Origin of the sequence: Flavobacterium sp. 28YEA47A (assembly GCF_041262125.1) — a bacterium.
In the GTDB taxonomy this organism is placed as follows: domain Bacteria; phylum Bacteroidota; class Bacteroidia; order Flavobacteriales; family Flavobacteriaceae; genus Flavobacterium.
This window is the reverse complement of record NZ_JBGCCI010000002.1, coordinates 28564-41595: the sequence shown is the minus strand read 5'-3', so window position 1 is coordinate 41595 and position 13032 is coordinate 28564. Positions and strand designations below refer to the sequence as shown.

At 36.4% G+C, this 13032-nt stretch carries 14 protein-coding genes; 13 read left to right on the top strand and 1 reads right to left on the bottom strand.

All coding sequences use genetic code 11. The features are described from left to right. The 7 genes from ABH942_RS02760 to ABH942_RS02730 all read left to right on the top strand — a co-directional run bounded on the left by ABH942_RS02760 (position 1) and on the right by ABH942_RS02730 (position 5951). The gene (locus tag ABH942_RS02760) at positions 1-669 is read left to right on the top strand and encodes a hypothetical protein (protein ID WP_370029471.1); all 669 of its coding nucleotides are present in this window, start codon (positions 1-3) and stop codon (positions 667-669) included. Further along, complete coding sequence (locus ABH942_RS02755; RefSeq protein WP_370029470.1) at positions 659-1372, top strand: carboxypeptidase-like regulatory domain-containing protein; 714 nt, start codon at positions 659-661, stop codon at positions 1370-1372. Before ABH942_RS02760 ends, ABH942_RS02755 begins: the two co-directional genes overlap by 11 nt. Next, entirely contained in the window at positions 1359-2045 is a 687-nt protein-coding gene (locus tag ABH942_RS02750) for a carboxypeptidase-like regulatory domain-containing protein (RefSeq protein WP_370029469.1), read from the top strand. The genes ABH942_RS02755 and ABH942_RS02750 overlap by 14 nt, the downstream gene beginning before the upstream one ends. Positions 2046-2057: 12 nt before the next feature. Continuing rightward, complete coding sequence (locus tag ABH942_RS02745) at positions 2058-2558, top strand: DUF6702 family protein (protein ID WP_370029468.1); 501 nt, start codon at positions 2058-2060, stop codon at positions 2556-2558. A 65-nt stretch (positions 2559-2623) separates the two neighbouring features. Beyond that, positions 2624-4882: a M1 family metallopeptidase gene (locus tag ABH942_RS02740; RefSeq protein ID WP_370029467.1), complete on the top strand. Its 2259-nt coding sequence runs from the start codon at positions 2624-2626 to the stop codon at positions 4880-4882. A gap of 92 nt (positions 4883-4974) precedes the next feature. After that, entirely contained in the window at positions 4975-5346 is a 372-nt protein-coding gene (locus ABH942_RS02735) for a twin-arginine translocase TatA/TatE family subunit (protein WP_370029466.1), read from the top strand. Then, positions 5346-5951, top strand: coding sequence for a phosphatase PAP2 family protein (locus tag ABH942_RS02730; RefSeq protein WP_370029465.1), 606 nt, complete (start codon positions 5346-5348; stop codon positions 5949-5951). Before ABH942_RS02735 ends, ABH942_RS02730 begins: the two co-directional genes overlap by 1 nt. Position 5952: 1 nt before the next feature. On the opposite strand, the gene ABH942_RS02725 is transcribed toward ABH942_RS02730, so the two are convergent. Beyond that, positions 5953-6594: an O-methyltransferase gene (locus ABH942_RS02725; protein ID WP_370029464.1), complete on the bottom strand. Its 642-nt coding sequence runs from the start codon at positions 6592-6594 to the stop codon at positions 5953-5955. A gap of 77 nt (positions 6595-6671) precedes the next feature. On the opposite strand from ABH942_RS02725, the gene rlmN reads away from it, so the two are divergent. From rlmN to ABH942_RS02695, 6 genes are all read left to right on the top strand, one after another. Continuing rightward, positions 6672-7715, top strand: a complete 1044-nt coding sequence (gene rlmN / locus ABH942_RS02720; protein ID WP_370029463.1) for a 23S rRNA (adenine(2503)-C(2))-methyltransferase RlmN — start codon at positions 6672-6674, stop codon at positions 7713-7715. A gap of 486 nt (positions 7716-8201) precedes the next feature. Beyond that, positions 8202-9182, top strand: coding sequence for a polyprenyl synthetase family protein (locus tag ABH942_RS02715; RefSeq protein ID WP_370029462.1), 981 nt, complete (start codon positions 8202-8204; stop codon positions 9180-9182). Between the two features lie 101 nt (positions 9183-9283). Next, a complete protein-coding gene (locus ABH942_RS02710) occupies positions 9284-10468 on the top strand; it encodes an aspartyl protease family protein (protein ID WP_370029461.1) in 1185 nt (394 codons plus the stop codon). A 152-nt stretch (positions 10469-10620) separates the two neighbouring features. Then, positions 10621-11181 carry an RNA polymerase sigma factor gene (locus ABH942_RS02705; RefSeq protein WP_140001949.1) on the top strand — a complete coding sequence of 187 codons (561 nt, stop codon included), beginning with the start codon at positions 10621-10623 and terminating at the stop codon, positions 11179-11181. After that, positions 11168-11878, top strand: coding sequence for a hypothetical protein (locus ABH942_RS02700; RefSeq protein WP_370029460.1), 711 nt, complete (start codon positions 11168-11170; stop codon positions 11876-11878). The genes ABH942_RS02705 and ABH942_RS02700 overlap by 14 nt, the downstream gene beginning before the upstream one ends. A 30-nt stretch (positions 11879-11908) precedes the next feature. Continuing rightward, entirely contained in the window at positions 11909-12958 is a 1050-nt protein-coding gene (locus ABH942_RS02695; protein WP_370029459.1) for a hypothetical protein, read from the top strand. Positions 12959-13032 lie beyond the last annotated feature (74 nt).

Sequence of the window (13032 nt, the reverse complement as noted above, 5' to 3'; positions counted from 1 at the left end):
ATGAAAGTTATGGCAGACGGTAACTACGTTGGAGGTATCAATGTAGTCAATCTGGTTAATGAAAAATCGACGGTTACAGATGAAAAAGGAGAGTTCTTTATTTTAGCAAAAGAAGACGATTTGTTAGTGTTTTCAGCGATAAACTTTGAGTATAAAAGAAAAATTATCAGCTCGGAAGATATGGCTGCTCCATTCCTGACGGTCAATATGGTTCCCAAAACAAACCAGCTGGACGAAGTGGTTATTACGGAATACCCTAATATTAATGCTGTCGACTTGGGAATTTTGTCAAAACCAGCCAAAGTCTACACTCCGGCAGAAAGAAAACTCAAAACAGCGACAGATCTTAATATGTCGATAGGATTTGGGGCTATTTTCAGTCTGGACCCTATAATCAATGCTATTTCAGGACGGACTAAAAACCTCAAAGATCAGTTAAAAGTAGAACGACGGGAATATTTGCTAAAAGAAGTGCAAAATTTCCATGAAGAAGAGTACTTCGTGAATACGTTAAAAATTCCTCAGGAAAATGTAAAGGGATTTCAATATTATAGTATTGAAAATATGGAGTTTGTAGAAGCGCTTAAGGCAAAGAAAAAACAAATGGCAGATTTTTTGCTGGTACAATTATCAAAAAAATATCTTCAACTACTCTCTAATGAAAACTAATTTCCTTATTGCCTGCTTTTTTATAGTACAGCTTGCTTTTTCACAGGAAAAGATGATCCATGGAAAAGTTACAGGCAGCGGCAACAATGTTGAAGGTATTAATGTCGTCAATCTGGTTAATGAAAAGTCAGTCGTTACAAACGCAAATGGAGAATTCCGCATTCTGGCAAAAGAAGACGACCTGCTGGTTCTCTCAGCGTTGAATTTTGAGTACAAGCGTAAAATTATTAATGCAGATGACCTGAAATCAGCAGTTGTTGTTATTGACATGATACCTAAAGCGAATCAATTGGATGAAGTAGAGGTCACAAAATACAATAACATTAATGCCGTTTCTTTAGGGATTTTATCAAAACCTGCAAAAGTCTACACGCCTGCGGAAAGAAAAGTAAGAACGGCTACCACGGGATTGCTTGACCCGCTGATTAATTTGATGTCGGGCCGAACCAAAAGGCTCAAGCAGAATATTTCTGTAGAGAAAAAAGAAATGCTTCTGGAAAAAGTAAACGACCTTTTTGATGACGACTTTTATACACAAACGCTTAAAATCAATCCGGACTATATCATGGCTTTCAAATACTTTTGTATTGAAGATTTTAAGTTTGCCAGCGCCGTTAGGTCAAAAAACAAAACACTTGCTACTTTTTGGATTAACGAACTAGCAGTAGAATACAATAAGCTGCAATCCAATGAAAAGCAATAAAATCTTACTACTGACTTTTTTTGTCTCTTATGTTGCCTTAGCGCAAGAAAAATTGATAAAAGGAAAAATTACTGCAAACGGGAATAATGTTGAGAATATAAATTTGGTGAATTTGGTCAATGAAAAATCAGCCGTAACAAATTCAAATGGCGAGTTTTTGATATTAGCCAAGGTTGACGACCTGCTCGTTTTTTCTGCGGTCAATATGCATTATAAAAGAAAAATTATTGAAGCAGAAGATTTGCAAAAAGAGGTGCTTATAATCGAAATGGAGCCTAAAATAAACCAGCTTGATGAAGTAGTGATTACAAAGTTTGCCGATATAACGGCCTACGGTTTAGGAATCATAAGTTTCAAACCGAAAGTTTATACAGATGCAGAGAGAAGAATGAGATCCAGGGTGGGAAGTGCGGCAGAGCGAAAAGCAAGGCTTGAAGGTGAAAGAAAATTGATGCTAATTGAAAGAATCGAAACCCTGTACAACGATGAGTATTTTGTTAAAGTCCTAAAAATTAATCCTGATTATGTCATGGCATTCAAATATTATTGCTCTGAACAGCCAGACTTTATGGAAATTGTCAATTTGAAAGTAAAAGATAATATCAAATTGGCAATAATTGAGCTTGCCAGAAAATACAATGAGCTTCAAAATGAAGAAATTGTAAAAGAATAGTACTTTTGTAACATGAAAAAGACAATCAAAATAGTTTTTCTTTTACTGTTGTTTCTGGGGCTGACTTCAGCTTCGCTTCACAAATTTTACGTTTCCGTAAACCAATTGGATTATGTTCCTGAAAAAAAAGCAATAGAAATAACTTCGCGTATTTTTATTGATGATATGGATTTGGCCTTAGAAAAAAGGTTTGGTAAAAAGATATACCTCGGAACTAGCAAAGAAGTAAAGGATAGTAAAGAATTGCTTCGGAAATATTTTCAGGAAAAATTTGCCATTAAGGTAAATGAACAAGAAAAAGAAATCCGCTTTTTAGGTACAGAAGTTGAAGATAATGTCCTGATCTGCTATTTTACGATTAAGAATATCGAAAAAATTAATTCCCTTGAAATTAAAGACAATGTTCTGATGGAACTTTACGACCAACAGCATATTTTCCATACACATGTTTTAGGGAAAAAGCAAAGTCTGCTTCTTACTTCAGAAAAAATACGAGGCCAATTAAATTATTAGCGATTTTTTTTCGGCTTTACGTCAAATTGATTAAATTTCAATCTTAAAAATAACCCAACTCCTTCATGAAAAAAATAATTTTTCTATTCGCGATGCTGCCTGCGGTATTCTTTGCGCAAGAGACAAAAAATGTTGAAAAGAAACGCGAGCCAGGAAAATACGATACCAACAAATTCAGCCAGATGTATGACCTTATGGCTACACCTAATATGTTTAGGACAGCTTCAGGTGCACCCGGACCAGCTTATTATCAGCAACAGGCCGATTATAAGATGAATATCGAATTAGATGATCGTAATGCCAGACTTTCTGGAACGGAAACAATAACCTATCACAATAATTCACCGGATAATCTGGAATACTTATGGGTACAGCTTGACCAGAATCAGAAAGCAAAAAACTCAGAATCGCCTTTGGTTGAAAATCAAAAGATGGACAAAGCGATGACACCGTCCGGATTTTCAAAAAAATTCATGGAACAGCAACCGGATAGGGGCTTTGTGATCGAATATGTAAAAGATGCCAAAGGAAATCCGATGAAATATACCATTAATCATACGATGATGCGGATTGATTTGGCGAAACCGTTAAAATCAAAAGAAAAAATATCGTTTTCCATAAAATGGTGGTTCAATATAAATAATTATAGAGAAGAAGGAGGGCGCTCAGGTTATGAGCATTTTGAAAAAGATGGCAATAATCTTTATGTACTTGCTCAGTTTTATCCAAGAATGGCAGTCTATAATGATGTAGAAGGCTGGCAGAATATGCAGTTTTGGGGAGCGGGAGAATTTGCACTTCCTTTCGGGAATTTTGAAGTAAATATTACGGTTCCTGCAGATCATATTTTGGAGGCAACAGGCGACTTGCTGAACAGAAAAGAAGTTTTTACTGCTGAACAGTTTAAACGATACCAGCTGGCTGAAAAAACCTATGACAAACCGGTTGTCGTAGTCACTCAGGAAGAAGCAGAAGCGGCCTCGAAAGGTTTTTCAGACAAAAAGAAAACCTGGAAATTCAATGCGAAATATGTGCGTGATTTTGGAATCTCAACTTCAAGAAAATTCATCTATGACGCAATGGCCGTAAAACTTTCGGACAAGTCGGTAATGGCTATATCATTATATCCGCCGGAAGCTAATCCGCTTTGGGGAGAATATTCGACAAAAACCGTTGCCCATACGTTAAAAAGTTATTCTTCACATACGTTCGATTATCCTTATCCAAAAGCGATTTCAATTTCTGCGGAAGACCAAGGAATGGAATATCCTATGATTTGCTGGAATTATGGTCGTCCGGATGAAAACGGATTCGTGAGTGAAAGAATTAAATACGGAATGCAAAGCGTAATTATTCATGAAGTAGGACATAATTTTTTTCCAATGATTGTCAATTCTGATGAACGCCAATGGACCTGGATGGACGAAGGACTCAATACATTTCTTCAATATTTGGCAGAACAGGAATTAAGCCCTAATTATCCTTCGCAAAGAGGACCGGCGGCAAAAATAGTTCCGTATATGAGCGGGCCACAGGATTTTTTAGAGCCAATTATGTCGAATTCTGAAACCATTCACCAATTTGGAGCCAACGCATATGCCAAGCCTGCTACGGGATTAAACATATTGCGCGAAACCATTATGGGGAAAGAATTGTTTGACTATGCTTTCAAGACCTATGCCAACCGTTGGAAGTTTAAGCATCCAACGCCGGAAGATTTTTTCAGAACGATGGAAGACGCTTCAGCAGTGGATTTGGATTGGTTTTGGAGAGGATGGTTTTATTCAACAGACTATGTCGATATCGGAATCCAGGATGTAAAAGAATATTTTGTTTCAGCCGATGCGCCAAAAGAAACTAAAGATGTTACTATAAAAAAGGGACGCTTTAATAAGGAAGATGGGCCATTTGTGTATATGATTTCCGAAGATTCTAAAGATTTTAATAAAAGCAACATAAAACCTTTGGATGTAAATAACATCAAAGTATTGTCTGATTTTATTCAGGAAAAATATACGGCAGAAGAAAGAAGCAAACTGAAATCTCCAAAATATTTTTATGAAGTTGCTTTTGACAAGCCAGGAGGAATGCTGATGCCAATTTTGGTACAGCTGACTTTTGATGATGGTACTACAGAAGATTATAATTTCCCGGTACAGATATGGAGAAAAGGGAATCAGGTCGTATCACGTGTTTTTGCAACGGATAAAAAGGTAACCAAAATAAAACTCGACCCGAAATTGCAGACAGCAGATATCGATTTAGGAAATAATTCATGGCCTAGAGAAAAGGCAAAGTCTAAATTCGACGAATTAGGAGATTAAGTTAAAATCATATTAAAAAAGAGTAGTAAAATAATAAAGCTGAAACGGCGGTACATTTTTACTGTATCTTTGTGAGATTAAAATACAATATTATGTTTGGTATCGGAGGATCAGAATTAGTATTCATCATATTTATAGCCATTATGCTTTTTGGCGCAGATAAAATTCCAGAAGTAGCAAGAACGCTTGGGAAAGGAATGCAGCAGCTTAAGAATGCAACGGATGATATTAAAACCGAAATTCATAAAACAGCAGCAGAAAACGGTTTGGATACACAATCACTCACAGGCGGCTTTTCTGAAGAAATCAACAAAGTAAAAGAAAACTTCAACAAGATTGTAGAAAACTCAACTGATCGCAGTTTTGGTTTGGATAAAATAACAGAAGATATCAATTCAGAAATCACTAAAGTAAAAGAAGATATCGAAACGATGGAAGGTCCAATAAAAAGACAAGATAAATAATGGAAACGTTGTTGGAACTTGACAGAAACCTGTTTATTTATCTCAATAGCTTAGGGTCTGAACCGTTCGATGGCTTTTGGCTGTTTATCACAAAACAGGTAAACTGGATTCCGATTTTCGCAATTATACTCTATCTGGTTTTTAAAAACCTTGGTTGGAGACATGCCTTGATGATAATCGTGGTTATGGCCTTGCTAATTGCATTGACTGACCAAACCACAAATCTTTTTAAAAATGGCTTCCAAAGGTTACGGCCGGGAAGCGATCCTGATCTTGCTGGCTTGATTCGTGCCGTACAAACAAGAAAATCCTTTAGCTTTATTTCCGGCCATGCTTCCAACTCAATGGCTGCCGCTTTTTTTCTCTATAAAGTTTTAAAGCCATATCTAAAATACATGGGATTCATCTTCTTGTGGCCACTGATTTTTGCTTACAGCAGAATTTATCTCGGACTACATTATCCAGGAGACATTCTTTGCGGGTATATCTGGGGAATATTAATGGCAATGCTAATGTTGAAACTCTATGCTTACCTAAGAGATAAGTATTTCCCTCAAAAAGAATATGTCGACAATCCGACTAATGACGAACCGATACGAAATTAGGTTATAAAACCCGGCTTACTGTTAATCCGTCTCGGATAGGAAGCAATACGGTCTCGATTCTTGGATCGTCTTTCAATTTTTTATTATACTTTAAAAGTACGTTGGTGCTTAAATCTTTCGGATTAGGTTCTTCCAATACCTTACCGCTCCACAGTACATTGTCAGAAAGAATAATACCTCCTTTATTCATAATAGGCATTATCAAATCGAAATAATTAAGATAATTGTCCTTGTCTGCATCAATAAAAACCAAGTCATATTTCTTTTCGAGGCTTGGTATGATTTCTAAGGCATCACCCATATGCTGTGTAATCTGGTTTTTCCAAGGCGAAAGGTCAAAATACTTTTTTTGTATGCTGAACAGTTCCTCGTTAATATCAATCGTATCTATAGAACCGCTTTCTTTCATTCCTTCTGCAAGGCATAAAGTTGCATAGCCTGTATACGTTCCAATCTCAAGAATATTTTCAGGACGGACAAGTTTAGAGATCATACTAAGGACTCTCCCTTGGAAATGACCGCTGAGCATTCTAGGTTGCATAATTTTTTGGAAAGTCTCTCTATGGAGGGCTGCTAAAAGAGCTGGCTCGTTTTCAGAATGCTTTTCGACATAAAGTTCTAGCTCGGGAGAAATAAAATGCATGGTAAAAAGTTTTTGCAAAATTATAAAATATTAACACTCATTAGGTACATCTCGCTTTGAATATATAACTTTGCGCCATGCAAATCGAGAAGAAAGACATCAGGGCATTATCAAAAGACCAATTAAGGGAATTTTTTGTTTCAAATGGAGACAAAGCTTTTCGTGGAAATCAGGTCTATGAATGGCTTTGGAATAAAGGGGCGCATAACTTTGAGGACATGACCAATGTCGCCAAGTCAACACGCCAAATGCTGGAAGAAAATTTTGTCATCAACCATATCAGGGTCGACCAAATGCAGAAAAGTGAAGACGGTACGGTGAAAAATGCGGTACGTCTCCACGATGGTTTGGTGGTTGAATCGGTATTGATTCCTACGGAAACCAGAACAACAGCCTGTGTTTCTTCTCAGGTAGGTTGCAGTCTTGATTGCAATTTTTGTGCTACCGCCAGGCTGAAAAGAATGCGAAATCTGAATCCGGATGAAATTTACGATCAGGTAATCGCTATTGATAATGAAAGCCGACTGTATCACAACCGTCCATTATCAAATATTGTTTTTATGGGAATGGGTGAGCCGTTGATGAATTACAACAATGTCATGAAGGCAATAGACAAAATTGTTTCACCTGAAGGACTTGGAATGTCGCCAAAAAGAATTACGGTCTCAACATCAGGAGTTCCAAAAATGATAAAAAAGCTAGCCGATGATGAAGTAAAATTCAGATTGGCTGTTTCCCTGCATTCTGCAATTGATGAAATCCGTTCCGAAATCATGCCTTTTAGCAAGAGTTTTCCTTTGGCTGATTTGCGTGAAGCTTTAGAGTATTGGTACAGCCATACAAAAAGCAGGGTTACTTATGAGTATGTGGTCTGGAAAGGAATCAATGATAATAAGGCTTCTGTTGATGCTTTGGTGAAATTCTGTAAATATGTTCCATGTAAAGTCAACCTGATTGAATACAACCCGATTGATGATGGTGAATTCCAGCAAGCCTCTGAAGAATCAATAAACGAATACATAAAGGCTTTAGAAAGAAACGATATCGTCGTAAAAGTCCGTCGAAGCAGAGGAAAAGATATTGATGCTGCTTGTGGACAGTTAGCTAATAAAGAAGCATAATTCAAAAATCGAAGAATATTATCAACGCTGCCAGAGTTCCAAATCCTGGCAGCGTTTTTTTACTTTTTAGACCATCTCCTGCGTGACAATACAACAATAGTAAAGAGTATTGATACTGCTAGAAGAATATACTGAAGATACAATAACGAATCATCAGTGTCAAAAATTTGAATAATCAACACCGTATAAAGAAAGCTGTACGATATTATTGCGCTAATATCTTTTTTGCTAATATTTTTCATTTTCTTAAACATGGCGGATAAATAAATCAAAGTTTTTATATTGGATTGAAATAATTTGGCTAGAGCTATAAATGTAATCATTGTTCTGGAATAAAACAAATCCGTAACAAAAACAAAATAATTATAACAGACTAACGCTGCCAGGGTTCCAAATCCTGGCAGCGTTTTTTGTAGCGTTCAGATACCGTTTATAACCTTACAACATCTCTTGTACTTTACCACTTAAATAGTATATTTGTCCTCAATGAAAATCACTGAGCAAATAAAACAGCCGATTCTTGCCGAAATGGAACTTTTTGAAAAAAAGTTTCATGAAGCGATGTCATCAAAAGTTGCCTTGCTTAACAGGATAACCTACTACATTGTAAATCGTAAAGGGAAACAGATGCGTCCGATGTTTGTTTTCTTGACTGCCAAAATGGTTTCTGGAGCTACAGTCAACGAAAGGACTTATCGTGGTGCTTCTGTAATCGAATTAATTCACACTGCTACTTTAGTACACGATGATGTTGTTGATGACAGCAACAGACGTCGGGGATTTTTCTCAATCAATGCCTTGTGGAAGAACAAGATCGCTGTACTCGTTGGAGACTATTTATTATCCAAAGGCTTGTTGCTTTCCATTGACAATGGTGACTTCGATTTATTAAAAATAATTTCGGTGGCTGTAAGAGAAATGAGCGAAGGAGAATTGCTTCAGATTGAAAAAGCCAGAAGGTTAGATATTACAGAAGATGTTTATTACGAAATCATACGCCAGAAAACGGCAACCTTAATTGCTGCCTGTTGTTCGTTGGGAGCCTGTTCAGTAGCACCCGATAATAGTGAAATTATTGAAAGAATGCGCAAATTTGGCGAGCTGATTGGAATGGCTTTCCAGATTAAGGACGATTTATTTGACTATACTGATGATGCTATCGGAAAACCAACCGGAATCGATATCAAAGAACAAAAAATGACATTGCCGCTGATTTACGTGTTGAATCATTGCACGCCAAAAGAGAAAAGCTGGCTTATCAATTCTATTAAAAATCACAATAAGGATAAAAAACGGGTAAAAGAAGTAATTGCTTTTGTAAAAAACAATAACGGCTTGGTATATGCAGAAGAAAAAATGACGGAATTCCAGAAAGAAGCCTTGAATTTAATCCAGGATTTTCCAAGTTCTCCCTATAAAGACGCGCTTACCTTAATGGTAAATTATGTTATAGAAAGAAAAAAATAACTTCTTGTAATTTGCTGATAATGATTGTTTTATTTTTCATGCAACCTTTTTAAATACAATATCGTCTAGACAGTAGAATGTAGAACCTAAAACTGTCAGTTATGAGATTACTGTATTTCTCTCTTTTTTTTACTACAATGTTTGTCCATGCTCAAAAGCCTAAAGAGGTGCTGAACTGGATTAATACGGCCCAATCGGAGAACAAGAACTTTTATTTTGAAATTCCTTTCATCTATCGTAATGATGAAATCGTCATTCAGGTTCGGATAAGAAATCAGACTTACGATTATATTTTCGACACAGGAGGCTATAATAATATCACTGACGCTATCCAGGAAAAAAACAATTTTCCTATACTAACTAAACAAAGAGTAGGAAGCAGTAATAAAATCAAAAAGGAAATAAACATCGTAAAACTGGACAGCCTGCATATTGGCGAACTTACCTTTCATGATCTTGCTGCTTTGCAAATGAATTTTGATGAATCTCCAACAATTAAATGCACAATTGACGGAGGATTGATTGGAGCCAGCATTATCAAAAATTATGTCTGGCAGATTGATTACCCAAGAAAGAAAATAATAGTTACTGATCAGATTAGCAAAATAACAAACTTGCAAAAAGCGATAAAAGTTCCGGTTACGTTCAACAATAGACTAATGCCATATATTGATGCCAGGATAAATGGTAAGAAAGAAAAAATGATGTTTGACCTGGGAAGCTCTACCTTGTTTAGCATTACAGAGAAATCGGCGAAAAAACACGGTGTAGAAAGCGCACATGAAATTATAGGCGGCGGAACCGAAGGCGGCAATGGTACTATCAAAGAATCAATTTATGCACTAAATTCAGGTAAGGTCGAAATTAAAGACCTATACTATTCCAACAGGCCGGTTTTCTATACTTCAACAAATAATGAATCCCTGATTGGCAATCCTATTATAAAAGATTTTATCGTTACTCTGAATTTTAAAGATGACGAAATATATTTTCTTCCCATCGAAACAGCTGACGAAGGTTGGATGACTTATGGATTTACTATGAAATACGACAATGGTAAAACCAAGATAGCCACATTGTTAAAAGGCTTTGCAGCAGAAAAAGCAGGACTTCACATAGATGATATCATTGAAGAGATAAACAGTAAAAAAATAGATTGCCAGGATTTCTGTGAATGTAAGAAGCACTATAGTATCCTTTTAGAAGGCAAAAGTGAAGTCGTCTTAACGGTAATTAAGGGTGGCAAAACGCAACAGATAACGCTAACGAAGCAAAAAATATTCTAATTTAGCTCTTGTTTCATAAGGAGTTGCTGCTCTTTGGAAATATTTAATTAAATTTTTTTACTATCCATGCAACCTTTTTTAAACGAGTGTCGTCTATGTCAATAGAACACTGATTGAAAGGTTCAAATATCAAAAAGACCGAAAAACAATAAATGAAAGTTATCGCTTTACATCAAGAGGAAAAAGACATAATCGGCCAGGCTGTAGCAAACAACAGGCATGCTCAGCAGAAGATTTATGCCGGTCATGCTCCTAAAATGCTAAGCGTATGCAGGCAGTATATAAAAGACCTGCACCAGGCAGAAGATGTAATGATTACGGCTTTCATGAAGGTTTTTGCCAATCTGAAAAATTTTGAACACAAAGGAAGCTTTGAAGGATGGATTAGGAGAATTATGATTAATGAATGCATTTCCTTCTTAAGAGTTCAGAAAAAAGTAAAATACATAGAAGACGAAACTTATTTCGAAGAAACGTATAATAATACTGACAGTCAATTTAATGTGGAAGACATCCAGTTTTTGATTGACAGTCTGCCAGACGGTTACAGAATGGTTTTTAACCTTTATGCTATTGAGGGATTCAAGCATCAGGAAATTGCGAAAATGCTGGGGATTAATGAAGGAACATCCAAATCGCAATTGTCACATGCAAGAAAAATGTTGCAGGAACAAATTAACAAACTAAAGAATTTTCAAAATGGAACTGAATAAATTAGAACAGGATTTCAAGAAGAAGCTAAATGAAAGGACTATTCAGCCTTCTGAAATGTCTTGGGACAGGCTGGATGCTATGCTTTCGGTAGCAGAAAAGAAGAACAAGCCAAAAAAACGCACATGGCTGTATATTGCTGCCAGTTTTTTAGGGTTCTTGCTGGTCGGGACGATTTTCTTCAAACAACCGGAGGTAGAAATCCAAACAGCTAAAGAAAAAGGAGTTGTTGTTCAGGAAAAAACAACAGAAAAACAAGAAGAGACAATAACCACACAAGAATATAATACACAATCATCAAATCAAATCACAACAGCTGCTACAGGGGCCATCGCTTCAAGAATGCCGGAGCAAAAGAAGATCCAAAAGATAAAATCTTCTGTTGTTTCGCAAGGAGATAAGACTTCACAGGTTACACCTGAAAAGACTGAAGCGATAGCTACGGTTGAGCAAAACGAAACGGTTAAAGCAAACAGGTATATAGAATCAGAGAAGCTTTTGGCTGAAGCCGAAAACAAAATCCAATCACAAACGGTGAAGAAATATGTTGCAAAATCGACTGTAAAAGTTGATTCCAAAGGTCTTCTTTCTACCGTTGAAGGTGAAATGAACGAAAGTTTTAGGGATAAAGTAATCAAGTCAATTGGCAGAAATTACGAATCTGTCAAAACCTCTCTCGCAAACAGAAACAACGAATAAACCCAACTTAATTTTTTAAAACAAAACAGCATGCAAAAAATTATCTTTTATGCAATGACGCTACTGTGCCTTTTTGCGTCCAAAGCAATAGCGCAGCAAACTTTTGAACAAAAAGCAAAAGCAATAGCCTTACGTATCGAAGCTATAACCAAAGAAGAAAAAGATGCGCTCAAAGAAGAAGTAGAAGCCGTAAACAAATTGCTCGATAGCGGAGAAATTAGTCTCGAAGAAGCAGATAAGCGCAAATTAGAACTTGCTGATGTAAGGGCTAAAAATATAGAAACCAGAGTAGGAATGGAGGAGGCAAAGCTTACTGATCTGGTTAGAGAAAAAGTTGACGGAAAGTTGCCCGCTGAAGGGAAAAGAACAGCCTTTAGTCTTTATTGGGAAAAAGATTCTCCAAGAAGAGATTCTATAAGAAATAATAGGAGCGAATCCCGCACAACTTCACAGTTCGTTTTTGCGGTAGGTCTTAATAATGCGCTGACAAAAGGCGACTTGGGATCTCTTGAAGGTTCAGATTACAGGGTATGGGGATCTCATTTTTATGAATGGGGAATTTCATTCAATACCCGATTGGCTAAAAATCACAACCTTTTACATGCAAAATATGGATTGTCTTTGATGTACAACAATCTTAGGCCAACAGATAATCGCAGTTTTGTTGTTAATGACAAACAGACAACTCTTGAAACAAATCCAATACATCTCAAAGATTCACGTTTTAGAAACGTTTATCTGGTAGTTCCGGTACATCTTGAGCTTGACTTTACCAAAAAGCGAGTTACTGAAAAAAGGACTTATTTCCGTTCGCATGAAAGTTTCAGAATGGGTGTTGGTGGTTATGCCGGAGTAAATGTAAAATCAAAACAGATTTTGCGATATGAGATTGATGACCATAATGTAAAAGAAAGAACTAAAGGAGATTTTAATGTTAATGACTTTATTTATGGACTTAGCGCTTATATTGGCTATAGAGAGACGAGCTTATATATTAAATACGACCTGAATTCGATTTTCCGTAATAATGATGTCGACCAAAACAATATTTCTTTAGGAATCCGATTTGATCTTAATTAAAAAAAGTTGAAGTTAGTGAATACGTTGAAAAGTGCTCATTCCAGATTTAGAGAATGGGCACTTTTCTTATTGTA

Bases quoted from the DNA above. Each gene is read 5' to 3' on its own strand.
- ABH942_RS02760 (WP_370029471.1), top strand. From the start codon at position 1: ATGAAAGTTATGGCAGACGGTAACTACGTTGGAGGTATCAATGTAGTC.
- ABH942_RS02755 (WP_370029470.1), top strand. From the start codon at position 659: ATGAAAACTAATTTCCTTATTGCCTGCTTTTTTATAGTACAGCTTGCT.
- ABH942_RS02750 (WP_370029469.1), top strand. From the start codon at position 1,359: ATGAAAAGCAATAAAATCTTACTACTGACTTTTTTTGTCTCTTATGTT.
- ABH942_RS02745 (WP_370029468.1), top strand. From the start codon at position 2,058: ATGAAAAAGACAATCAAAATAGTTTTTCTTTTACTGTTGTTTCTGGGG.
- ABH942_RS02740 (WP_370029467.1), top strand. From the start codon at position 2,624: ATGAAAAAAATAATTTTTCTATTCGCGATGCTGCCTGCGGTATTCTTT.
- ABH942_RS02735 (WP_370029466.1), top strand. From the start codon at position 4,975: ATGTTTGGTATCGGAGGATCAGAATTAGTATTCATCATATTTATAGCC.
- ABH942_RS02730 (WP_370029465.1), top strand. From the start codon at position 5,346: ATGGAAACGTTGTTGGAACTTGACAGAAACCTGTTTATTTATCTCAAT.
- ABH942_RS02725 (WP_370029464.1), bottom strand. From the start codon at position 6,594: ATGCATTTTATTTCTCCCGAGCTAGAACTTTATGTCGAAAAGCATTCT.
- rlmN (WP_370029463.1), top strand. From the start codon at position 6,672: ATGCAAATCGAGAAGAAAGACATCAGGGCATTATCAAAAGACCAATTA.
- ABH942_RS02715 (WP_370029462.1), top strand. From the start codon at position 8,202: ATGAAAATCACTGAGCAAATAAAACAGCCGATTCTTGCCGAAATGGAA.
- ABH942_RS02710 (WP_370029461.1), top strand. From the start codon at position 9,284: ATGAGATTACTGTATTTCTCTCTTTTTTTTACTACAATGTTTGTCCAT.
- ABH942_RS02705 (WP_140001949.1), top strand. From the start codon at position 10,621: ATGAAAGTTATCGCTTTACATCAAGAGGAAAAAGACATAATCGGCCAG.
- ABH942_RS02700 (WP_370029460.1), top strand. From the start codon at position 11,168: ATGGAACTGAATAAATTAGAACAGGATTTCAAGAAGAAGCTAAATGAA.
- ABH942_RS02695 (WP_370029459.1), top strand. From the start codon at position 11,909: ATGCAAAAAATTATCTTTTATGCAATGACGCTACTGTGCCTTTTTGCG.